This is a genomic window from Nitrosopumilus ureiphilus, from assembly GCF_013407185.1.
Classification (GTDB): Archaea; Thermoproteota; Nitrososphaeria; order Nitrososphaerales; family Nitrosopumilaceae; genus Nitrosopumilus; species Nitrosopumilus ureiphilus.
This window is the reverse complement of record NZ_CP026995.1, coordinates 1559270-1579418: the sequence shown is the minus strand read 5'-3', so window position 1 is coordinate 1579418 and position 20149 is coordinate 1559270. Positions and strand designations below refer to the sequence as shown.

Annotated in this window: 28 protein-coding genes and 1 tRNA gene; 8 read left to right on the top strand and 21 right to left on the bottom strand. The window is 33.7% G+C overall.

Going from position 1 to position 20149, the window contains the following annotated elements:
- Nucleotides 1–11: 11 nt before the first annotated feature.
- Nucleotides 12–2039: a thioredoxin domain-containing protein gene (locus C5F50_RS09370; protein ID WP_179371094.1), complete on the top strand. Its 2028-nt coding sequence runs from the start codon at nt 12–14 to the stop codon at nt 2037–2039.
- Here the strand turns inward: C5F50_RS09370 and C5F50_RS09365 are convergent.
- Both C5F50_RS09365 and C5F50_RS09360 read right to left on the bottom strand, forming a co-directional pair.
- Nucleotides 2036–2356, bottom strand: a complete 321-nt coding sequence (locus tag C5F50_RS09365; protein ID WP_179371093.1) for a hypothetical protein — start codon at nt 2354–2356, stop codon at nt 2036–2038. The genes C5F50_RS09370 and C5F50_RS09365 overlap by 4 nt on opposite strands.
- Before the next feature lie 360 nt (nt 2357–2716).
- The gene (locus C5F50_RS09360) at nt 2717–3034 is read right to left on the bottom strand and encodes a hypothetical protein (RefSeq protein ID WP_179371092.1); all 318 of its coding nucleotides are present in this window, start codon (nt 3032–3034) and stop codon (nt 2717–2719) included.
- A gap of 74 nt (nt 3035–3108) precedes the next feature.
- Between C5F50_RS09360 and C5F50_RS09355 the strand changes: the two genes are divergently transcribed.
- Entirely contained in the window at nt 3109–3567 is a 459-nt protein-coding gene (locus C5F50_RS09355; protein ID WP_179371091.1) for a hypothetical protein, read from the top strand.
- Here the strand turns inward: C5F50_RS09355 and C5F50_RS09350 are convergent.
- Nucleotides 3530–4288: an FxLYD domain-containing protein gene (locus C5F50_RS09350; protein WP_179371090.1), complete on the bottom strand. Its 759-nt coding sequence runs from the start codon at nt 4286–4288 to the stop codon at nt 3530–3532. The genes C5F50_RS09355 and C5F50_RS09350 overlap by 38 nt on opposite strands.
- A gap of 163 nt (nt 4289–4451) precedes the next feature.
- On the opposite strand from C5F50_RS09350, the gene C5F50_RS09345 reads away from it, so the two are divergent.
- Entirely contained in the window at nt 4452–4703 is a 252-nt protein-coding gene (locus C5F50_RS09345; RefSeq protein WP_179371089.1) for a hypothetical protein, read from the top strand.
- Nucleotides 4704–4800: 97 nt separating this feature from the next.
- Here C5F50_RS09345 and C5F50_RS09340 read toward each other — a convergent pair whose 3' ends face one another.
- The 6 genes from C5F50_RS09340 to C5F50_RS09315 all read right to left on the bottom strand — a co-directional run bounded on the left by C5F50_RS09340 (nt 4801) and on the right by C5F50_RS09315 (nt 7369).
- Complete coding sequence (locus C5F50_RS09340) at nt 4801–5148, bottom strand: hypothetical protein (RefSeq protein ID WP_179371088.1); 348 nt, start codon at nt 5146–5148, stop codon at nt 4801–4803.
- Between the two features lie 113 nt (nt 5149–5261).
- The gene (locus C5F50_RS09335; RefSeq protein WP_179371087.1) at nt 5262–5951 is read right to left on the bottom strand and encodes a hypothetical protein; all 690 of its coding nucleotides are present in this window, start codon (nt 5949–5951) and stop codon (nt 5262–5264) included.
- The gene (locus C5F50_RS09330) at nt 5948–6238 is read right to left on the bottom strand and encodes a hypothetical protein (RefSeq protein WP_179371086.1); all 291 of its coding nucleotides are present in this window, start codon (nt 6236–6238) and stop codon (nt 5948–5950) included. The genes C5F50_RS09335 and C5F50_RS09330 overlap by 4 nt, the downstream gene beginning before the upstream one ends.
- Before the next feature lie 72 nt (nt 6239–6310).
- Nucleotides 6311–6640 (bottom strand): YnfA family protein, encoded by a 330-nt coding sequence (locus C5F50_RS09325; protein WP_179371085.1) that lies wholly within the window; start codon nt 6638–6640, stop codon nt 6311–6313.
- Nucleotides 6628–6993 (bottom strand): YnfA family protein, encoded by a 366-nt coding sequence (locus C5F50_RS09320; protein WP_179371084.1) that lies wholly within the window; start codon nt 6991–6993, stop codon nt 6628–6630. The genes C5F50_RS09325 and C5F50_RS09320 overlap by 13 nt, the downstream gene beginning before the upstream one ends.
- A 10-nt stretch (nt 6994–7003) precedes the next feature.
- Nucleotides 7004–7369 carry a winged helix-turn-helix transcriptional regulator gene (locus C5F50_RS09315; RefSeq protein WP_218843327.1) on the bottom strand — a complete coding sequence of 122 codons (366 nt, stop codon included), beginning with the start codon at nt 7367–7369 and terminating at the stop codon, nt 7004–7006.
- Nucleotides 7370–7421: 52 nt separating this feature from the next.
- Here C5F50_RS09315 and C5F50_RS09310 point away from each other — a divergent pair, with 52 nt between their 5' ends.
- The gene (locus tag C5F50_RS09310; RefSeq protein WP_179371083.1) at nt 7422–8159 is read left to right on the top strand and encodes a hypothetical protein; all 738 of its coding nucleotides are present in this window, start codon (nt 7422–7424) and stop codon (nt 8157–8159) included.
- Between the two features lie 173 nt (nt 8160–8332).
- Here C5F50_RS09310 and C5F50_RS09305 read toward each other — a convergent pair whose 3' ends face one another.
- From C5F50_RS09305 to C5F50_RS09290, 4 genes are all read right to left on the bottom strand, one after another.
- Entirely contained in the window at nt 8333–8566 is a 234-nt protein-coding gene (locus tag C5F50_RS09305) for an Lrp/AsnC ligand binding domain-containing protein (protein ID WP_179371082.1), read from the bottom strand.
- Nucleotides 8567–8618: 52 nt separating this feature from the next.
- Entirely contained in the window at nt 8619–9938 is a 1320-nt protein-coding gene (locus tag C5F50_RS09300) for a DEAD/DEAH box helicase (RefSeq protein ID WP_179371081.1), read from the bottom strand.
- A gap of 102 nt (nt 9939–10040) precedes the next feature.
- The gene (locus C5F50_RS09295) at nt 10041–10847 is read right to left on the bottom strand and encodes a DsbA family protein (protein ID WP_179371080.1); all 807 of its coding nucleotides are present in this window, start codon (nt 10845–10847) and stop codon (nt 10041–10043) included.
- Nucleotides 10848–11744: 897 nt separating this feature from the next.
- Nucleotides 11745–15293: a zinc metalloprotease gene (locus C5F50_RS09290; protein ID WP_179371079.1), complete on the bottom strand. Its 3549-nt coding sequence runs from the start codon at nt 15291–15293 to the stop codon at nt 11745–11747.
- Between C5F50_RS09290 and C5F50_RS13300 the strand changes: the two genes are divergently transcribed.
- A complete protein-coding gene (locus C5F50_RS13300; RefSeq protein ID WP_280924449.1) occupies nt 15292–15426 on the top strand; it encodes a hypothetical protein in 135 nt (44 codons plus the stop codon). The two genes, C5F50_RS09290 and C5F50_RS13300, sit on opposite strands and share 2 nt — an antisense overlap.
- Before the next feature lie 88 nt (nt 15427–15514).
- Here the strand turns inward: C5F50_RS13300 and C5F50_RS09285 are convergent, their stop codons facing one another.
- The 6 genes from C5F50_RS09285 to C5F50_RS13405 all read right to left on the bottom strand — a co-directional run bounded on the left by C5F50_RS09285 (nt 15515) and on the right by C5F50_RS13405 (nt 17124).
- A complete protein-coding gene (locus tag C5F50_RS09285) occupies nt 15515–15802 on the bottom strand; it encodes a hypothetical protein (RefSeq protein ID WP_179371078.1) in 288 nt (95 codons plus the stop codon).
- Nucleotides 15803–15857: 55 nt separating this feature from the next.
- Entirely contained in the window at nt 15858–16049 is a 192-nt protein-coding gene (locus C5F50_RS09280; RefSeq protein ID WP_179371077.1) for a hypothetical protein, read from the bottom strand.
- 286 nt (nt 16050–16335) lie between these two features.
- Entirely contained in the window at nt 16336–16497 is a 162-nt protein-coding gene (locus C5F50_RS09275; protein WP_179371076.1) for a hypothetical protein, read from the bottom strand.
- Entirely contained in the window at nt 16487–16624 is a 138-nt protein-coding gene (locus C5F50_RS09270; protein ID WP_179371075.1) for a hypothetical protein, read from the bottom strand. Before C5F50_RS09270 ends, C5F50_RS09275 begins: the two co-directional genes overlap by 11 nt.
- A gap of 39 nt (nt 16625–16663) precedes the next feature.
- A tRNA-Thr gene (locus tag C5F50_RS09265) sits at nt 16664–16741 on the bottom strand.
- Between the two features lie 113 nt (nt 16742–16854).
- The gene (locus tag C5F50_RS13405; protein ID WP_425340041.1) at nt 16855–17124 is read right to left on the bottom strand and encodes a zinc ribbon domain-containing protein; all 270 of its coding nucleotides are present in this window, start codon (nt 17122–17124) and stop codon (nt 16855–16857) included.
- A 2-nt stretch (nt 17125–17126) separates the two neighbouring features.
- Between C5F50_RS13405 and C5F50_RS13400 the strand changes: the two genes are divergently transcribed.
- A complete protein-coding gene (locus C5F50_RS13400) occupies nt 17127–17315 on the top strand; it encodes a zinc ribbon domain-containing protein (protein WP_280924489.1) in 189 nt (62 codons plus the stop codon).
- A gap of 39 nt (nt 17316–17354) precedes the next feature.
- Here C5F50_RS13400 and C5F50_RS09255 read toward each other — a convergent pair whose 3' ends face one another.
- Entirely contained in the window at nt 17355–17633 is a 279-nt protein-coding gene (locus C5F50_RS09255) for a hypothetical protein (protein ID WP_179371073.1), read from the bottom strand.
- 85 nt (nt 17634–17718) lie between these two features.
- Between C5F50_RS09255 and C5F50_RS09250 the strand changes: the two genes are divergently transcribed.
- The gene (locus tag C5F50_RS09250) at nt 17719–17946 is read left to right on the top strand and encodes a hypothetical protein (RefSeq protein WP_179371072.1); all 228 of its coding nucleotides are present in this window, start codon (nt 17719–17721) and stop codon (nt 17944–17946) included.
- A 90-nt stretch (nt 17947–18036) separates the two neighbouring features.
- The gene (locus C5F50_RS09245; protein ID WP_179371071.1) at nt 18037–18588 is read left to right on the top strand and encodes a pyruvoyl-dependent arginine decarboxylase; all 552 of its coding nucleotides are present in this window, start codon (nt 18037–18039) and stop codon (nt 18586–18588) included.
- On the opposite strand, the gene C5F50_RS09240 is transcribed toward C5F50_RS09245, so the two are convergent.
- Nucleotides 18589–19746, bottom strand: coding sequence for a hypothetical protein (locus tag C5F50_RS09240; RefSeq protein WP_179371070.1), 1158 nt, complete (start codon nt 19744–19746; stop codon nt 18589–18591).
- Between the last annotated feature and the right edge of the window lie 403 nt (nt 19747–20149).

The following is a 20149-nucleotide window of genomic DNA, read 5'->3' as shown; positions in this document are numbered from 1 at the left end:
TTTGATTAAACGTGGTAGAAAATAATCTCATTTATGAAACCAGTCCATATTTACTTCAACATGCACATAATCCAGTTGAATGGCATGGCTGGAATGAAATTGCATTAAAAAAAGCAAAAGATGAAAACAAGCCCATTTTTCTTAGCATTGGTTATAGCTCGTGCCACTGGTGCCATGTGATGGCTCATGAATCATTTGAAAATGAAGAAGTTGCTAAATTCATGAATGAAAATTTTGTGAACATTAAGGTTGACCGAGAAGAAAGACCTGACATTGATGATATTTATCAAAAAGTTTGCCAGATAGCAACAGGTCAAGGTGGTTGGCCTCTGAGTATTTTTCTTACGCCTGATCAAAAGCCCTTCTATGTTGGTACATACTTTCCTGTTTTAGATTCTTATGGACGACCAGGTTTTGGAAGTATTTGTAGACAGCTATCTCAAGCATGGAAGGAAAAACCAAAAGATGTTGAAAAATCAGCTGAAAAATTCCTTGACGCCCTTCAAAAAACAGAAACCATTGCAGTTACAACAAAACTAGAACGAGTAATTCTTGATGAGGCTGCCATGAATCTATTTCAAATGGGTGATCCAACATATGGTGGATTTGGTTCGGCACCAAAGTTTCCTAATGCTGCAAATATTTCCTTTCTATTTCGTTACGCAAAACTTTCAGGCATCTCAAAATTCAACGAATTTGCACTCAAAACACTCAGGAAAATGGCAAAGGGTGGCATTTTTGATCAAATAGGAGGTGGTTTTTCTAGATACTCTACGGATGCAAAGTGGCTAGTCCCACATTTTGAAAAGATGCTTTATGATAATGCCCTGATGCCTGTTAATTATGTAGAGGCGTATCAAATTACAAAAGATCTTTTCTATCTTGATGTAATGAAAAAGACACTTGATTTTGTTTTACGTGAAATGACTTCTCCTGAAGGTGGATTCTATTCTGCATATGATGCAGATTCAGAAGGCGTTGAAGGAAAATTCTATGTTTGGAAGAAAAGTGAAATCAAAGAAATTCTTGGCAATGATGCTGATCTGTTTTGCCTTTACTTTGATGTTACTGATGGCGGAAATTGGGAGGGAAATAATATTCTGTGTAATAATCTTAATCTCTCAACTGTTGCATTTAATTTTGGAATAACAGAGCAAAAGGCTCAAGAAATAATAAATTCATGTTCTGAAAAATTATTAAAAGCCCGCTCTGCACGGATTCCTCCAGGATTGGATGATAAAATTTTGGTTTCATGGAATTCTTTGATGATTACAGCATTTGCAAAAGGATATCGCGTTACTAATGATGCTAGATATCTTAATGCTGCAAAAAACTGTATTTCTTTTATTGAGAATAATCTTTTTGAAAATGGTAAATTATTGCGTACTTACAAAAATGGAACAGCAAAAATCGATGGATATTTGGAAGATTACTCCTATTTTGTAAATGCATTGTTAGATGTATTTGAAATTGAACCTGAAAAAAAATATCTTGAATTGGCCTTAAAATTAGGTCATCATTTGGTGGATCATTTTTGGGACTCAAACACTAACAGCTTCTTTATGACTTCTGATAATCATGAAAAACTAATCATTCGACCAAAGAGCAATTATGATTTGTCATTGCCCTCTGGAAACTCCGTCTCTGCCTTTGTAATGCTAAGACTATATCATCTATCTCAAAAACAAAATTTCCTTGAAATTTCCACAAAAATAATGGAATCTCAAGCACAGATGGCTGCAGAAAATCCTTTTGGATTTGGTTATTTACTCAATACCATTTTTTGCTATCTGGAAAAACCATTGGAAATTATAATTATTAACACAGAAAATTCCAAACTGTGCAACTCTGTTCTAACGGATTATCTGCACAATTCGTTTATTGTAACTATTCAAAACTCTTCTCAATTAGATGTTCTTTCTGAATTTCCCTTCTTTACTGGAAAGACTTTTGAAGATAAAACTAGTGTTTTTGTTTGTAAGAATTTTTCTTGTTCCTTACCGTTACACACACTAGATGAGATAAATTCACATCTTTAGATTTTTTTCAAATTCACGTCAATCGTATTTCCAACTTGCGGTCTTCCCATGTTGTCATATCTTGATTTTGGCATAGCTATAGTAATTTGTGTTTGTTGATATGATTTGATATTAACTGTTGGTTGTGCTTGTAAGATGGCCTCAAGTAATGGCATTACTTGTTCTTTTGTTTCAGAATCAAGCTTCTTTGAAACATTTTCTATGATCATTTGTTTTTGTGAGATTGGCTCAGTTGAAACATTTTCAATTAATGTCAATTGAACCATTTGCCCATTATCTACTATCTGTGTAATCTTGAATTCATTTGTTGCTGACAATGCTTTGTTTGTTTTTTTTGATGATTTATCTTTAACGAATTGAAAAATATAGCGCAATTACTGCTGTTGCTACAGCTGCACTAACACCTAACCCAAAGATGATTTTACTACCATCGACTTTCATAATTTTATTTCATTCAATTAGAATTAAACTGTACTGGTTTTTCATTTTTCTAAATCACTTCACTGATAATTTCTACGTAAGTGTTTTGATAGAAAAATTCTATTTTTTGTTATTACGAGCCAAAAAACCGTGTTCATACCACGCGTAACAACTCTTTCCAACGGAGGAGTCAAGAAAGAGTGCCTGATTGGGTTACCTTTTTCCCATTAAAATTATGAATTACTGTATATGGAATCTTAATTATCATCTGTTTCTTTTTTATCGATTTCCAATTCATGTGGTTCTAAAATGGACTTTTTGATTAGTGGAGCTCGTTCTTTTATTATGTGGTTGAATTCTTTCATATCTTCCAAACTTGGAGTTTGTTGTTGATTTTGATATGCCTGCAAAAATCCTGAATACACACATCCTGTAATAATCCCAAATGCTGTATCTGGAACAGATTCTATTTCTGGCACAAAATTCTCTGCAATTTGTCTGTATGACTCTGATTCATTAATGTAATAATCGATCAAACTATCAACAAAATCTTTGTTCTCTTTAGAAATTGCCATGACTTTTTCTCTATTTCCTAGTTTATTTAATTGTCTTTGATTAATCGTTTATTTATTCATGAATTATTTTCTAGATGTTGTGGAAATTAGAATCTGACGAAGGTTTTTTTCGAATATATGATTCAAAAAAAATGGTTGCAGGATACTTTGATCCAGATTATGGGGAGATTTTCCCAAAAGAAAATGCCGAAGAAATTATCACATCAATGCTAAAAAACCATGATAAAATTTTAGGTGGTGTAATGATGGTTCCTCTAGTAAAGTTTGGTTTATTTGACACTGATTTGGATACTGATATCTCTACAGTAGAGCAAAATGTAACTCGAGTAAATGAACATCTGCAAAAATGGAATATTTTTTTATCTGAAACTAATCGCCAAAAACACTCCATTAGAATATCGCACACAGATCAAGATATGCTAACAATAACATTTGAAGTGAGGTTTTCAAAACCAACTCCTCTTGAAAAAAAACACTTGCTGGAAGAACTTTTTACTACTTTAGATTTACTGCAGAAATTAGGTTTGTTGTAATTCTACTTGAATACCTTGTAATACCAACATATGCCGATAATGTAACTACAAGTAAAACAAGTGTTCCTGTGGGAAATTCTGGAACTGCTGCATATTCTTCTGATTCTGCAACCAATGAGTATTCTTTTATCTGATTGTTTTGAATTTTGTCTGGTATTGTAACTAAAAAGAAAGCATTGTCATTTACTCCCAAATAATCCGGTTCTGGATGAACTCTGGAGACAGCAACTACATTGCCTTCGATGTCATAAAATGTTGCAACAATTGCTACGGTATTTGCTGTAATGTCTCCTTTATTCGTGACAACTCCTGTAATCATTAGGTTGTTGTATTTGTCAGTTGATAATTTTGATTCAGTAATATCGATCACCTGGCTTTTTGGATGGCTTAGCTCATAATTTAATTTCAGTGAATATGATTCAGTATTTTTTGCTTCATTATTGACTAATACCAGTTCAAACGGTCCCTTCATTCCAGGCATGATTGTGTTGACCAATGAATTTGCCTCCTTTACTGCAATAGGATTTTTATTTTCATCAAGCAGTGTTATTAGAACACTGATTTGGCTTAAGGGGACCTTTAGATTATTTGTGATTTCTCCAACTATGTGGAGTGATTTGTCGTCTCCAATATACTGTTGATCATTTTCAATAAATGCATCCCCAAACACAGATGGAATAATTCCTGCAAATAGAAATAAGATAATGAAAATTCTTTCCATGTCTTACTTTGATTGAATTCTTTAAAGAAGTTTATGTCAAACACTTTAACTTCTTTCTGTGAAAGCATAATTGAATTGAATGAACTCCCAAGATAATTTTGCTCGAGAAATTGGTCTTTTTAAAAATCTTATTAATGAGAATTAGCTATACTAATTAGAAATTATGGCTAAAATAAAAATACGATCTGGTAGAGGTACAAGAATAATTGAAGTTGATGACGATGCCACTAAATGGGCAGGTTCTGATTTCAAAAAAATTCAAGCTGCAAGAAAAGAAGCTTCAAAAGACAAGTATGTTACTGTTGGAAGAGGAACTGGTACAATAAAATTCGGTGACATTCCCTCAACTAAAACCACATCCACAAAAGGTATGTGGGTAAGTTCAGGACGTGGAACTGGTAAGAGAAAACTCTAGCCATCTCAAAATACTGCTAATTCAATTCATCCTTTTTGAAATATTGACATCATAAAATTACCTTATTAAAAAATAGAAAAAAATTTAGTTGTTGTGATTATTTGAAAGAGCGTACCTTTCGAACAACTTTGTTATGATCTAAGGAAGCAGTGGTAGTCACATACAAAATGTGATTCTTTCCAGCAGGAATAACTATTCTCTTGATTCTGTCATATTCCGCAACTACATATTTGCATGCGCCTAGAGATTTCAATAGTTTCTTTCTTTGTCTCCAGTCATATGCTGCTGCCTTTAATGATGCCAAACTTTGTTTCTTTGACACCAGAATGCTTACTTTCTTTGAACGTGCTGAATAAACTAATTTACCTTTTAGATCGCATACAGTTACGACTCTGACTGATGGACTTAGCTTCAATAGCTTTTCAACAGCTGCTTCAATTTCCATAATTGTATGAAAACATTCTAGATGATAAAATTTACTAAAATATTTTTGGAAGAACTTTTCAAATAATTTGAATACTATGGGGTTGAATTAATAGAAAAATTATTTTTTCTTAATTAGGGTAAATGCTCTATTTTCCATTTTTTGGCCTCATTAGTACAATTGAACCATTCGATTTCCATTTGCCCTGAATCAAATTCTCCCAATTCGTTTCTATATTTTTTGTCACATTTATTTTTCATATTTTCAGAAATTTGAATTACTTTTTGTGTGAGGCCTGTTTGTGGTGCTTCGAATTTTTCTGGCTCATCATAGTTTTTTACACCTGTTTTGGCTGAATAAAACTCAACTAGGCCTAGCATTTCATATTCTAATGATTCCTGAATTTGTGTATCTGATCGAATTTTTGCTGATTCATCTCCTGTTTTAATCCATTCAATGAACTGTGAGTCACTTTCCAGTTGAACCTCAGATGATAATTTTAACAGATCTGCTGAACTCTTGAAAATCTCTGGAGGTGATAATTCGTCATATCTGGAAATTATCTCTTCAAAATCTTTCAAATGTTTTTCATAGAATTCCAGTAACTCTTCTTTTGTAATGTCCCCTTCTTCCCATCTTGTTTTTTCAGAATAGAATTTTGTCTGCAATTCTTTCACATCTTCTTGAATTTGTTCTAATTCTGTTCCAAACTGAAGCCCTTTCTGTTTGGTCTGTTCTACTGAAAAATTGTATGCTGCAATTGCCCCTATAATGAGAACTGCTATTACTGCAATTATGATATTTTGAATTTTCTTTTTTTTCAAAGATAATCTATATAATTTCCATCTTCGTCTAACTTTAATTCTACTGTAAATTCTGTACCGCTGATAAATGAATCATTACGAGTTGTTCTAACTCTTCCTATGACTAATTCATATGGCCAAATCTCAACTACTATCGCACCTACTTTTGCAGTTGGAGTTTCTGTAATTACCATGTCTTCTCGTTTAACTCCATGCCTTTCTAGCATGTGAATGGCGTGATCTAATAGTGGTTTTGGATTGTTGTAATTTAGCACCCAAACTGGTCCTTCATAATCAATTTTTTGCAATTTGAAACAATCCTGATTTAACTCATATAACAATTAATCGCCTCTACATTTTGCCTGAATTTTTTGTATGACCTATCTTGGAAAATAAAACATGATTGCTACGCCAATTATGACAACTACTGAACCTATTATCTCAAATTTATCTGGCCTTTTCTTATCAATCCAATATCCCCAAATAATTGATGATACAACAAAAATTCCTCCATACGTTGCATACACTTTCCCAAAATTTGCAGGTTGCAAAGTCATGACAATTCCATAAGAAAATAAAATTAATGCTCCAACCAAACCAAAAATTTTTGTTTTATGATCTTTCAACCATCTCCATACAAGATAACCTCCACCGATTTCTAGCAGTGCTGCAAAAAAGAATATGCTCAGAGTAGTTGTTACTTCGACCAAATCTTCTCCCCTTTTCTTGGATAGTAAAAAATTACCAAAACTCCAATTACTGCAATTATCGTTCCAATGATGTCATAGTTGTCAGGTATTACTCCATCAATTAACCATCCCCAAAATACTGACATTACAATAAAGACTCCGCCATAAGCTGCATAGACTCTATGAAAATGAGCTTTCTGAAATGTTGGAACTATGCCATACAAAAATAATACAAAACCACCCACTGCACCTAACATCCAGCTAAAGTTTTCACGTAACCAAAGCCAAACAAGGTACCCTCCACCAATCTCACAAAGACCTGCTAAAAAAAACAGTAGGACTGAAATGAGAACATTTTTTGATTGTTCGCCCATGTCTTTTCAATTATTTTTTCAATAAACTACAATTACAATGCATTTTGAAATTACCTTTCTTTGTAGCCCATTTTAGTAGAGGGATTATTGCAATACGTAGTTCCTTACCTCGTTTGGTTAGGGTATATTCTACACGTGGAGGAATCTCATTGAATGCTTCCCTTGAGATAATGCCTTCTTTTTGAAGTTCTTTGAGCATTGATGCCAAAGTAGAAGGACTGATTCCTTTTAGCTCTTCTAGAAGATTATTGTATCTAAGAGAACCATGATTTCCTATCTCATTTACCAATAACATGGTCCATTTCTTACCTATTGTTTCAATTATTCCATCAAGTGGGCACAAACAAACTACATTACTATGATGATTCAAAGTCACTACGATCCTACGAACTTTGTATTTTAAATACTTTGAATTTTGTAGTGTTAGCGTGTCAGAAACAACTCGAAGGAAAAATAGCACAGAGTTAGGATTAACAATAATTATAATTATTCTTAGTGGGGCATCGGCAAGCTTGTTGGTACTTCCACCATTAGGAATAATTTCTTATGCATCCTTTAGAGATGTTGCAATAATTCCATCAGTCATCATAATTTTTGCAATAGGAATATTGTCACGTTCAAAGTTCCCCCGAATCACTAGTAGATTATTCAAGGGAATGGCAGCAGGAGCAATAGCATCAATAGCACTTGAAGCAATACGCATTCCAGCTTACATGTTTACAAAATGGATGCCAATGGATAGCATGATTTCTCTTCCAGGATTATTACTAACTGAGAAAATTACCATGCTATCTGAAGTAAAACAAACAATAATGCAATCAGGCGTCCCAATGAATTTGTATCATGCACCATTTGATGCATTCATTGCTGGTGGTCTTTGGCATTTTTGGAATGGAGCAACATTTGGAATTATCTATGCGTTGTTAATTGGAAAAGGAAAATGGTGGTATGGCATGATCTGGGCAGTAGTAATTGAGATGGTAATGATGGTTGCACCATATCTGATTATGATGAAAGGCCCATTTGGAATAGAGCATATGGATGGTTACAATATTTTTGTAATTACATTGATTGCTCACTTGGCATTTGGTGCAATACTTGGAATAATTGTACAGAAATGGAAAAAAGATTCTATATCAATATTTGATTTGGGAAGAGGAAAATAAATGAAATCAAAGAAAAAGCAATTTTGTGGTTATTGTCCTGATGACAAATGTCTCTTAGATTGTGAAATTTGTAATCCTAAGAAAGGAAAAAACTGTGATTGTAATTGTTAGAATTTAGTCACGATTCTTGATAGTTTTTACAAAAGAATATCTGACAATCTATCTTAGAGCAATTATTCAGGCTGAATAACATTTAGTGTCATGGTGCTGACAACTCTTGATAACTTCCTAATTGATGCAATTACTTTTTCAAATTCATCTTGATTCTGTGTTTGCACTTCTGCAACTACATCATATGCACCAAAAGTGAGGTATGCATTATTGACATCTTGCATATGTTTTAATTCGTCTACGATATATTCTTCAGCGCCAAGATCACAATTTAATAAAATGAATCCTTTGTGCATTACTATACCTTGTAATAATCAATGAAGTTCAGGTCTTTAAGTTTTACAGTGATTACCATCTACTACGTCCACCGTAGCTGTTTTTATTATCATTATCACCGTATCTCTTTCTTCCTCCTCTATCATCTCTAGGATTTCTGCTTCTATCAGATCTTCCGTATCCTCCAGAACGCCCTCCTCCTCTGGAATAGTTAGATCTTGATTGACCCCCATATCTTCTTGAAGGTGTTTGTCTTTTTAGTGGGTCTGGAATGGATATTTGAATTCCCATCTCTTGATTTAAATCTCTGAGAGGAACTTTGATTTGACGTTTAATGAGATTCCAATCTCCTACTGATGAATATGAAACAAATGTGATTGCTTTACCAAGTGCTCCTGCTCTGGCGGTTCTTCCAATTCTATGAAAATATGCCATCTCTTGATTTGGTACATCATAATTTACTACTAATTCTACTCTTGGAACATCAATTCCTCTTGATGCTACATCTGTTGCAACAAGAATGTCTGCTTTTCCACTTCTGAATTTGCCCATAGATTGCTCTCTTCTGTGCTGTGACATGTCTCCCTCAATTGCAACTGCATTGTATTTCTCTTGATGGAGGAATTTTGCTACATCTCTGGTTCTATATTTAGTTGAACAAAATACAATGGATTGACCTTTTGTTTGTTTGATAAAATCAATCAGATACTTGAATTTGTCTCGGTCTTTAATTACCAAGTATGATTGATCAATTCCTTCTCCACTAAGATCATCTGCATCCAAAAGGAATTGCTTTGGATTATTGAGGTATTCCTCTGATAATCTTAGGATTTCAGTAGGCATTGTTGCTGAAAACAATGACATTACCCTATCTTCTGGTGCTAAATCTAAAATAAATGAAATATCATCTACGAATCCCATATCGAGCATTGTGTCTGCTTCATCAAGTACAATATGGGTAATGTCTCTAAGTTCAATTGATCCTCTTTTGAGATGATCAATTAATCTACCTGGAGTTGCAACAACAATCTCTACTCCTCTATGAAGAGTATCTAACTGAATTCCCATTCCTTGTCCTCCATAAACTGTTGCTACTTTGATTCCTGTGTATTTGCCGAATTTTTTAATTTCATCACTAATTTGCATTGCAAGTTCTCTTGTAGGGGCCATGATTAATCCTTGAATACCGTTTTTTGGTTGAATCTCTTGCAGCATTGATAGCGCAAAGGCTGCAGTTTTTCCAGAACCTGTATGTGCTTGTCCTACAACATCTCTTCCCGAAAGAAGTACGGGAATAACTGCCTCTTGAATTGGAAATGCTTCATCAAATCCTAGATCAGCAATTCCTTTTAGTATCTCGTCTTTTAATCCTAATTCTGTAAATTTTGTCATTTTATTTTCTTCTCTTAAGCAATGACGAAAAGCTCATTGCTTAGACGTCATTATTCCGATAATTACAACCCTGCTGAAGGTCTAATAAACGCTTGTTATTATCTATGCCTCTAACTGAGCATCAATAATTTTTTTAAAACTATCAAATGGCTGTGCACCTTTTAGTTCTACAAATCCTATCTTTTCATTTCCTACAAAAAATCCCGGCGTGCCTGATACCCCATAATCTCTTCCATCATCAAGATCTTTTCTAATCTCTTCAATATATTTTCCACTAGATAGACATGAATCAAATGTCCCTTGATCTAATTGAATCTCTGTGGCATAATTGCTAAACAAAGAAAGTGCCTCAACAGTTTCTTGTTTGTTCCATTGATTTTGATTGTCAAATAACATGTCATGCATTTCTCTGAATTTTCCTTGCTCATTTGCACATTCTGCTGCAACAGATGCAGGTAATGCATTAGGATGAATACTCTGAATAGGAAAATCTCTGAAAACTAATTTTACCTTTCCCTGCTCAATGTATTGTTCAAGAATTAATGGAAGTGTTTGGATGTGAAATCTAGCACAAAATGGACATTGAAAATCTGAAAATTCAATTATTGTAATTGGAGCATCAGGATTTCCGATAATTGGATCATTATCTGCTGAAATTTTTACTGGGGGTGTTGGTTGTTTTGTAGGTAATTGATTTTGTAATATTTTGAGTTCTAATTTGGCAATTGCATCATCTAGATCTTGGTCTGAAATTTGATTAGAGTTTAGATTTGAAACATAAGATCCAGCAAAAAATGATGCAATTCCAACAATTACAATTAAACTAATTATTAATCCATTAAATGTTGATTTTTTTACAACCACATTTTCTATATTATTTTGACTAAATTCAGAATCCTCAGAACTCATTTTGATTTATTCCAAAACCCCGCATACTTATTCCTATTGCCAAATGTGAAATGACTCTGGGAAGATTAAACAGCCAATGTTCAAGGAGATAATGAGGGTGTGTGAGATTCATGCAAGAAAGATGGTCGCAGAGGACACCAACATCAGGATTCAGCCGTTGGCGTAAACAAATCTTAAATGAACAAATGTTCAATTCCTAAATGATCCTGTTATTATTCCAGTTTGTCATGGAACTATAAGATGATGGCGATGAGTGTTTGGAAGTGTGTTGATTGTGAGTTTACCCAGTTTTTGGAACATGGTGTTCTAGTGATATTTTGTCCCAACTGCAAGAAAAAATTGATTGAGATTTAAACACTTTTCATTAAACTAATCCAATTAAACAATCGTTCATTTTTTGTGTAGTTGATTTCTTATTTGAGTTTCACCTACAGTAAGACATGATGGGAGTTATTATCTGGAAATGCATAGATTGTGACATTTACTTTGTCCTATACTCTGATTATCCAAATCCAATATGTCCAGATTGCAGGAAAATTATGACAGAGATGAAACTCTAGTTAAAACACTTTTCATTAAAACAAATTATGAATTTTTAGAAAAAAGGAAACCTGGTCATCTGGAGTATCTTTTGGTTTGTCTTCCCATCTTCCTATGGCTAATGATGTGAGTGATGATGATCTATGTAATTGGAATGGTCAGTAAACCATTGTGGAGGTCTATAAGTAGAACAAAGCCCCAGGTCTCTACTGTCACTGTGATGTGGATTTAGTTGTTTCATGTGAAATGTAAAGCAATTTCTGCAGACATATTTTTTCTTGAATCTAGTTTTTTCTACTGCCCAAACATCAATTCGGTTAAAACGTTTACCACAATCAACACATTTCTTTTTCATTTTTAATTTCCAACCTTGATAATTCCTTGTTTGATTAGATGCTGAAGAGCACTTACAAGTTCTTTATCTGAAATTGTTCCAGTTGACCACCAACGAACATTATTTTTCACCCAATCTGGAATGTCTTTGGATCCGTCTTGAGCCTCTGCATCAGTAGGAGGAATTACAATTATTTTCTCCTTTATCAAATACTGGATAGAATTAACAAATTCATTGTCATTAATTGAGCCTGCTACCCACCAATCAGCCTGATCCTTTATCCATGCAGGTATGGTGATTTTTACATCATCTGTCACTGTCTGTTTGTATTCTACTGTATAGTCTGATGCCAATATTTGAGAATCACGTGCAGCTTCAATTCCTAGTTCTATTGCACCATCCATCCCGTCTAGTTTGTTTGTTCTAAATGCATCTTTTGCCTTTTTAATTTCTGATTCAATGTTGTCTACTTGTGATTTCACATCAGAAGGTAAATTGTATGGTGACGTTCCAGATTTTTCTAATTCCAATAATGTTCTGTAGACATTGTTTTCTGCAGATTTAACCAAGTACGTTGCAATTCCTCGTGAAATTGTTTCTTTGTCAAAGTATGTGAAATTTGTATCAACCATACCACATGGTCCCTCATCATGTAGAGAATACCAATATGCACATCCATGTAACGGACTAGAGTATGCCATGGGACTTGCAATCCAATTAAAATAATTATTAATGAAAAATTCATAATTTGATGAATATCCCATAAATGGATGCATCAATCCAACCACATGACCAACTTCATGAATTACAAGATCAGATAATCCATAACCTTCCTCCCAAACTGTTTTGTCATTTGAAATTGCAATGGCACAACAAGGCTGATTTGCATCATCTGGATGTGCAGCTGCTAATCCTACTGTTCCATAGTTTCCAATGTACCATTGATTATCCCCTTCTCCAATTACTACCAATACAGGGATGGTCCATTGAGAATTTGCCACATTCTTAAAGTCCTTAAAATTTGAGGATTCTCTAGTAGATGCCCAACTAATCAATTCCCGTGAAACATTCTCTTCATTTAATATTGAAACGATGGGACCAAAATCTTCAGAAAATGCAGGAACTTTGTTTGCAGAGTTTAACAGGTCTTTAACATCTGTAGCAAGATCTCTGCTGTTTAGTCTCTCTAGAGAGAAATTAAGTTCCCATGATGAGTGTGGAATTAATTGTTCTAATTCTGAGATGATTTTTTCTTTATCAATGAAATGATCAATTAGTACATTGTTTGCAGTAGAACTAGGCTCTGTAACAATTACTAAATCTATTAGATAATTGGTCTTGTAAACTGGCGGATAGACGTAAGATGGTGTGACTAACAGAGCAGTTGCATTATTGATGTAATTTACGAATAACTGATTCCTATCCTTTTCATCTGTAAAGTCATGAAAATTTGTATATTCATTAATTAGATTTTGATCATAATGTCCTGGAAGTCCCTGAAAATCATCCCATGGCGCTGCATAAAGATCAAAAAAGTAAGTATTGTAATTTCCACCATATCCCATCAATCCAACCGCTTTATGATATTGTTTAGTTGATGCATCTATAGACTGCAATTTGTAATTGTGTAAAAAGTCAATTTTGTCCATATCATCTGCAATGAATACCAAATTTACAGAATGAGGCAAATGAAACGACGGATTCTTTGAAATTAATTCATTGAAAATATACTCCTCTACCTTATTTGCATCAACAAGATTGTAATCTATTTCAAATCTTTGTTGAGATGGACTTGTCCATTCTGTATGATTTGTTTTAACCCAACTAGCTAAACCCCATGGATTATTATATTCATTTTCTCCATAAAACGGATTAATTCTTTCTGATTCTTTTTTCATTAGATTGAATAATCCATTAGAAAAATCATCTGAAGCTGAAACAAAGTCATACTGATAAAGATATTTTGCACCAGTTAGATGAAGTTCACTATTGGTAATTGGAATAATTGATTTGCTTAATTTACTTTGAATTTCTTTCTTTTGATTTTCTGTCCATTGATCCCCCACTAAAATCAAATTTAGATCAATTGATTGAGTGACCACTACTTCATCAGGAGACCAATTAGATGCAGCATATTTGATAGGAGTTTTATCTACAAAATTTACTGTAGCCCATGTCTGAGGGGCAGTTGAGAAACTATTTGGGGGGAATCTGCTTTTTTTGAATTCATAAAAAGTATTGTCGCTTTGCTCTATTGCAATTTTGAAATTTTTGGTTACAACAGGAACTTCTGCATAAATCTCATATCCGTCTCCTAATTTGTTAATTCTTGCATTTCCTTTTTCTCGATATTTATCATCATTAGACCACCCTTGGGATGCTGAAATCTTTTCTCCACCAAAATTATTTTTTGATATGTAGAGTCTAATGTCATCTTCAGTTAATTCTGTAAATCCATCACCTTTTCTATCTACAAAAATGTCAATTCCGTCTATGGATGACCCAGATGGATCATACACCTGACCAAAAATAATCAAAGAACTCTTGTTTTCATCATATAGCAGGTACAGATTACACTGATTAGGCTCCTTTTGCTTGAGTATTTCTATAATGTCTACCTTAAACAACACTTGGTCCTTTGGTCCATTTATTCCAAATTCCACTGCTGCTTTGTAGACTCCCCGTTCAAATGAACCCAAATCTACTAAGAAAATAGGATCCGAATCAGTAAATGTTGTACTTTTTTTCAATACGCGATTATCTTGTTGATCATAAATTGTCAGATACACTTTGATATTTTTTTCAATTGAATTAATTTTGGCAGTAATTCTTGCAACATCATTTTTTGTGTATCCTTCTTCATTACTATCTGTTACAACGTCTATGGTATTGTCTGCACAATCTATCTTGTTTTGAGATAAATTCTCAGTTAGAATTTCATTTGGCATGTGTAAAAAATCATTGATTTCTATTCTTCCGAAATTGACATTAACTAAAACATTTTCCTCTTGGACTGGATATGCTGTTCCATAAAAAAACCAATTATTTGGCCAATAACTAATACTTGAAATGTCCCAACCATCATCATCTACACCTTTTGCATCAACATATGCCCATTGAATGTAATATGGGGAATCATATGTTGGCTTTTCAAAATCAACAAAGAACTTTACATATGCTGCCCATCCATTTTCCGTTTGTTTTGTAATTACAGCTCCTGCACTACAATCGCCATCAAGTGTAAAACTTACAGAGATGTTTGGAGGTATTGATTTTACACAGCTGTTGTCGTTACGTTGTGATGTAATTACATATTCTAATTCTGCATCTAGTTCGGATTTGAAATGCATTACAAAGAGGTCAGTAAAATAATATCCATCCTCAAACTGTTTTTCAGTATCATCTTCAAAATAAAATATTCCTATAGAGTCACCGGCTCTTGTCCCTGTTGAGAGTAAGTAGATGTCTACTTTTTTGCCATTGTCTCTAATCTCAGTTGAATGAATTGTGTTTGGTAATAGGGAGTTTTGATCTTTATTGAGAAAATCTGATTGATTTGGAATTGATTTCATGTGCACTATTGGAAGAGGACTAAACTCAAAAGCATCAGCAGGTAATATGGTTGATATTGTAAAAGAAAATGCAATTAGAAGGATGATTGAAATTGAAAAAATATTCTTCATTCTAAACTTCATAATTTCATAATATTTAGTCTCATAGGCGTAAAATCAGGCGTGATTTTGGAAAAATTTTCTATATTTAAAAGCGGTCTATACTATCTCAACACTAAATCTTATTCTGAATCGTGATATTTTCCAAGTTGTTGTTTAAGGTCTTGATTCTCATCACGAAATTGACGTAATTTCTTTCCTAGTAATTCCACAGAAATATCCAATGCTTTACTGCTGAGTAGCTCGATTTTGGTTCTTACTGTTTCTAAAATTAGTTTTCCTACATTGTTTTTGATAGAATCACTTTTTGCAGTAAGAAACATCTCTTGTGAACCTTGTTTCACTAATTCAATATCCTCCCACATTATTTCAATGTAGTTTGAATAATTTGATTCAGACGAATCTCTCAAGAAACTGTTTCGTTGGTTAATAGATAATCTATCTCTATACAGTGTTGATCTATCTTTATCCTTTCTCTTTCATTTTCTCCAATACTATCTTTGGAGTAACAGAGATGTTTTCTGATTTTAGATTAAAGATTATCTCTTCTAATACATGTTGTCTTGTAACAATATCATAAGCATTTTTTTGTTGATACCGTTTCTGAGCTATTAGTAGATTCGAATGATTAGAATTTATCTCAGAATTGTTGCTCAATACATTCAGATGTATGCTCTAGGTTTTAAACATGAAATTTTGTTTTGTGTCTGGGGTTTTTTTCTTAGTATGCTATTACAACATGGACACGAAATAACTTCACATATTATTGAGTATCCACACATTGTGCAATATTTGTATCCTAGATAATACTTTGGAATTCCAAAATACTCCTTTCCTAATTGTGTACATGTACCATTACATGAACTGCTCACTTTCTTCTCCTTTTACACCTAAAATTGAATAACTTTTCATTAATTTCAAGTGGTATTCGTGGTCTATGTGATCATCTAGTTTCACCACTTCTACCATCTCCACCACTTCTACCATCTCCACCACTTAAAATTACACTATCAATTGGAAGTTCAATATTGTATTTCCGAACAAACTTCTGAACTATCTTGAAATCAAATAGATATTCTGTTCTTTGATATTTTTTATCTCCCACATTCATATTTTGTACTCTTTTTTGCTTGAAATCTCTCATCAAATAGTTTGGCTAGAAAGTTTCTGGTTACTTTCTTTGTAAAATCATGAATTACAATCTCATTTCTCTGAACCTGTTTTGTATTCATGAAATATCTACGTAAGTTATGGGCTTTAAACACAAAAGGTGGAGCCAATGACGGGATCCGAACCCACGACCTGCTGATTACAAATCAGCTGCTCTAACCAGGCTGAGCTACATTGGCACAAAGTAAAATGAAATTTTTCAGGTTTAAAATGTTACCAAGATTGTTCGATAAACTATTCTAGGTTCTGTCGGATTATCGAGACCCTGACTTTGATACATCGACTATTCGGATTACCACATCATCATAGCTGGATTCCGACATTGATTCCTCAAAAGCAGAATGCTTCGCTTCACCTGTATCATCTCTAGCATGTTAAACCTAGACCACGCCTTGTGAGCAATATTCATGGATGCAACTACATCCCTGTCCATACTCTTGCCACAATCAGTGCACAATAACTTACGTCTGTTTTGCCTGTACTCTTGGATTCTGTTTCCGCATATTGGACACAACTTGCTTGTGCGTTTTGGGTCAACAAAGACAACTGGAATGCCATCCAATAATGCCAGTCAAAGTTCCGGCAAGAAATACAACCATAAATTGTTCAAGGTGTGGCAGCATGGTTCCAAAGAGATTAGCTACAAGAATTCACAAATGTGACAAATGCAATTTGGTCATAGACAGGGATTACAATGCAAGCATTAACATTTTGCAAAAAGGATTGAACATATTCAATCAAAAACTACTGTAGGAATTGCGGGAAGTAACGCTTGTAGAGATCTCGATGAGGTCAAGGAAGCAGAAAGCCACGAGCTTTAGCGAGTGGTAGTTCACGTCTTGATAAAATTCCGCATGCCTGAGACACTGCGTTTAGTTTGTAGGATGTAACCAGTCCTTGCGAATCCAAGTCATAGTATGCCAGTGTTGATAATCGTTTCAAAGTCGAGCAGTTGTTTTTTAATCCAATCTTTATTGATTGGTTTATCATCTTTGTGAATACACTCATCATGGAATCAAGATCATTGTTATGTGGGATTTTTTGTTTGATTGACTTTGTGGCTCTCAACAACTATTATTCTCACCTGTATTATTTATGGGTCTTGATAACCCGACAGAACATCAGTTTATAATAATGTCGTATTTTGATACCTCTTATGAGATACATTGAACCAACAAGGGTTAAGGTTTTGATGATGCTGTTTTATGCCACCGGAGTGATGGGAATTATAATTGGATTGTCTGTTGCACCTCCTTCAATGACCATGATGCTTACTTTTATGGGCGTCATCAATGTTGGTTTAGGGGCATTTTTTACATTCATCTTTTTGACGCAAATCCAAAAATCCCCTGATAAAAGAAAGAAGAAAAGAAAAGGCGATTAGACAAAGAGTTTGGGAATTTTTTATATTGATTTTAAAAATTTTCTGTCTCAATTAAAGTATAAATAATAACTATCTTTCATGAATTCAGAAATGCTTGATTTAGTTGCTAAAAAATTATTTCTTACAAAAGGAAAAGGAGTACATGAAGATAGACTAACAAGTTTTGAATATGCATTAAGGGATGCAGGAATTGCTGGAACCAACCTTGTACTGATTTCAAGTATATTTCCACCTAAAGCAAAATTGATTTCAAGAAAAGAAGGTCTCAAGCAAATTAGCCCTGGGCAGATATTATTTACAATTTATTCAAAGAATCAGACTCGAGAGCCATATAGGATGTGTGCAGCTTCTGTAGGTATTGCACTACCAAAGGATAATAGCAGATATGGGTATCTCTCTGAATACGAATCTTTTGGTCAAAATGAGACTCAAGCTGGTGATTATGCTGAAGACATTGCAGCCCAAATGTTGGCATCTTCCTTAGGAATTCCATTTGATGTTGACAAAAACTGGGATGAAAAAAGACAACAGTGGTCTATTTCAGGTAAAATTTATCATACAAAAAATATCACCCAGTCCACAAAAGGTGATAAAGATGGAAAATGGACTACTGTATTTGCAGCAGCTGTTCTCTTGTTGTAATTATTTTCTATAGCCTTTAAGATAGAACATTGCAGCAGCAATTGCAACACTGGCGATGATGATTACAACAATGATTGATTCATCGAATTCTGTTTTTTCTGGTTCCTTGGTTTGTAATTGTTTGCCGCCAAGTGAAAACTCTAATTCTTTTTTGTTAACTGTTGTATCTTTGCCAAAAATATATTTTCCTTGAATCCTTTGTCCTTCTTGTGGATCAAAAACCCATCCTTTCTCTGTAATGTCTGTTGGAATATTTTCATTATCAATTATTTGTGTTGGGATGATGTTTCCTCTAACATCTGAAACTTTGGTATTTTCAGGAGATAAAACTACTACCTGAATTATGGAATTTAGAGGATAAAACCCAGATGAAAAATAGTCTGATCTATTTAGGTTCTCTACTTTTAGAAATTCTAGTGGGCTAATTTCCGAAATCTTTGATGCCGTATTTGGATAATTTACTGATAATCTTAACTGCAAAAGTGATTTTGATTCAAGTGGAATTAAAGAAAATGTCATCTTTGCATTTTCGTGAGATGATAGATTCTTTGCAGCCTCATAAAATCCTCCTGAATCTCTAATTACTTTTGGAATTAAAATTGCTGAAATTTTTTCATACATTGAATTGGTATCTTCTTGAGTCATAGTGTATACTGCTGAAATCATGCCCTTTCCAGAAATAATTCCTGAAGTTTCAAATGCTCTATTTGATTCATCATCAGTATGAATGAAAATTGAATGAAATTTTGCATCTGTATCAAATACTCGATTAATATCCTCTATGTATAATTGCGCAATCTCTTTTGTAGATCCTTGAATTGCTATGATTCCTTTATCTTCTGGATTTCTTGCAACATTTATCATAATGCATGATTGATCTACTACTCCTAGAACGCATTGATCTTGATTAGTCAAAATTATTGCCTTTATTCTCTTATCTTCTCTTATTTCTTGTTCTAATTCTGCTGGAATTTTAATCTCTTGAATACTTGTACTTTGCAATGTTATTGACGCCGTTACATTTTGGGATATGCTATTGTCTACAACTATTTGAGCTGATTCTTGAAAAGTTGCAAGACTCATTTCTTGTGAATATGCATAATTTGCTGAAATTCCAATTAATGCAACTAAAACAAATAAAAAAATTAATTTTTGCATGGTGTTCCAAATAGTAAGGAAATTATAAAATTTACTCCTATTTTGCACACTAAAACATCATAATTAGATGATTTTTACAGATGCGTGCGGAAAAACCCACACCCTTTAGGGTTGGGAAAGCGAACACACCACAACTCAAAACAAAACACAATCAAATATTCAAATCCAATACATGTGTAATTAATAACATGTTAGAGTTAGGCAAATACGGTCGTATCAATAATATGAACATGCACCATTTGTTACGTAAAGCCGAAAATGGATTGTGTTCAGACATACTACTGCGGGAACCGTAGGAATGCACGCCTGTGGAGATCAGAAACTCGGTCGTTGAAGCAGGAAGAAGCCAATTGACTTTAGTCATTGGTAAGTTCACGAAAATAGTATATCCGTTAGATAATAT

What these genes read in the sequence shown, in the direction of transcription:
- C5F50_RS09360 (WP_179371092.1), bottom strand. Translation starts at nt 3,034, where the DNA reads ATGGCAATTTCTAAAGAGAACAAAGATTTTGTTGATAGTTTGATCGAT.
- C5F50_RS09355 (WP_179371091.1), top strand. Translation starts at nt 3,109, where the DNA reads ATGTTGTGGAAATTAGAATCTGACGAAGGTTTTTTTCGAATATATGAT.
- C5F50_RS09350 (WP_179371090.1), bottom strand. Translation starts at nt 4,288, where the DNA reads ATGGAAAGAATTTTCATTATCTTATTTCTATTTGCAGGAATTATTCCA.
- C5F50_RS09345 (WP_179371089.1), top strand. Translation starts at nt 4,452, where the DNA reads ATGGCTAAAATAAAAATACGATCTGGTAGAGGTACAAGAATAATTGAA.
- C5F50_RS09340 (WP_179371088.1), bottom strand. Translation starts at nt 5,148, where the DNA reads ATGGAAATTGAAGCAGCTGTTGAAAAGCTATTGAAGCTAAGTCCATCA.
- C5F50_RS09320 (WP_179371084.1), bottom strand. Translation starts at nt 6,993, where the DNA reads ATGGGCGAACAATCAAAAAATGTTCTCATTTCAGTCCTACTGTTTTTT.
- C5F50_RS09305 (WP_179371082.1), bottom strand. Translation starts at nt 8,566, where the DNA reads ATGCACAAAGGATTCATTTTATTAAATTGTGATCTTGGCGCTGAAGAA.
- C5F50_RS09300 (WP_179371081.1), bottom strand. Translation starts at nt 9,938, where the DNA reads ATGACAAAATTTACAGAATTAGGATTAAAAGACGAGATACTAAAAGGA.
- C5F50_RS09295 (WP_179371080.1), bottom strand. Translation starts at nt 10,847, where the DNA reads ATGAGTTCTGAGGATTCTGAATTTAGTCAAAATAATATAGAAAATGTG.
- C5F50_RS13300 (WP_280924449.1), top strand. Translation starts at nt 15,292, where the DNA reads ATGTGCACTATTGGAAGAGGACTAAACTCAAAAGCATCAGCAGGTAAT.
- C5F50_RS09290 (WP_179371079.1), bottom strand. Translation starts at nt 15,293, where the DNA reads ATGAAATCAATTCCAAATCAATCAGATTTTCTCAATAAAGATCAAAAC.
- C5F50_RS09270 (WP_179371075.1), bottom strand. Translation starts at nt 16,624, where the DNA reads ATGAATACAAAACAGGTTCAGAGAAATGAGATTGTAATTCATGATTTT.
- C5F50_RS13400 (WP_280924489.1), top strand. Translation starts at nt 17,127, where the DNA reads ATGCCAGTCAAAGTTCCGGCAAGAAATACAACCATAAATTGTTCAAGG.
- C5F50_RS09250 (WP_179371072.1), top strand. Translation starts at nt 17,719, where the DNA reads ATGAGATACATTGAACCAACAAGGGTTAAGGTTTTGATGATGCTGTTT.
- C5F50_RS09245 (WP_179371071.1), top strand. Translation starts at nt 18,037, where the DNA reads ATGCTTGATTTAGTTGCTAAAAAATTATTTCTTACAAAAGGAAAAGGA.
- C5F50_RS09240 (WP_179371070.1), bottom strand. Translation starts at nt 19,746, where the DNA reads ATGCAAAAATTAATTTTTTTATTTGTTTTAGTTGCATTAATTGGAATT.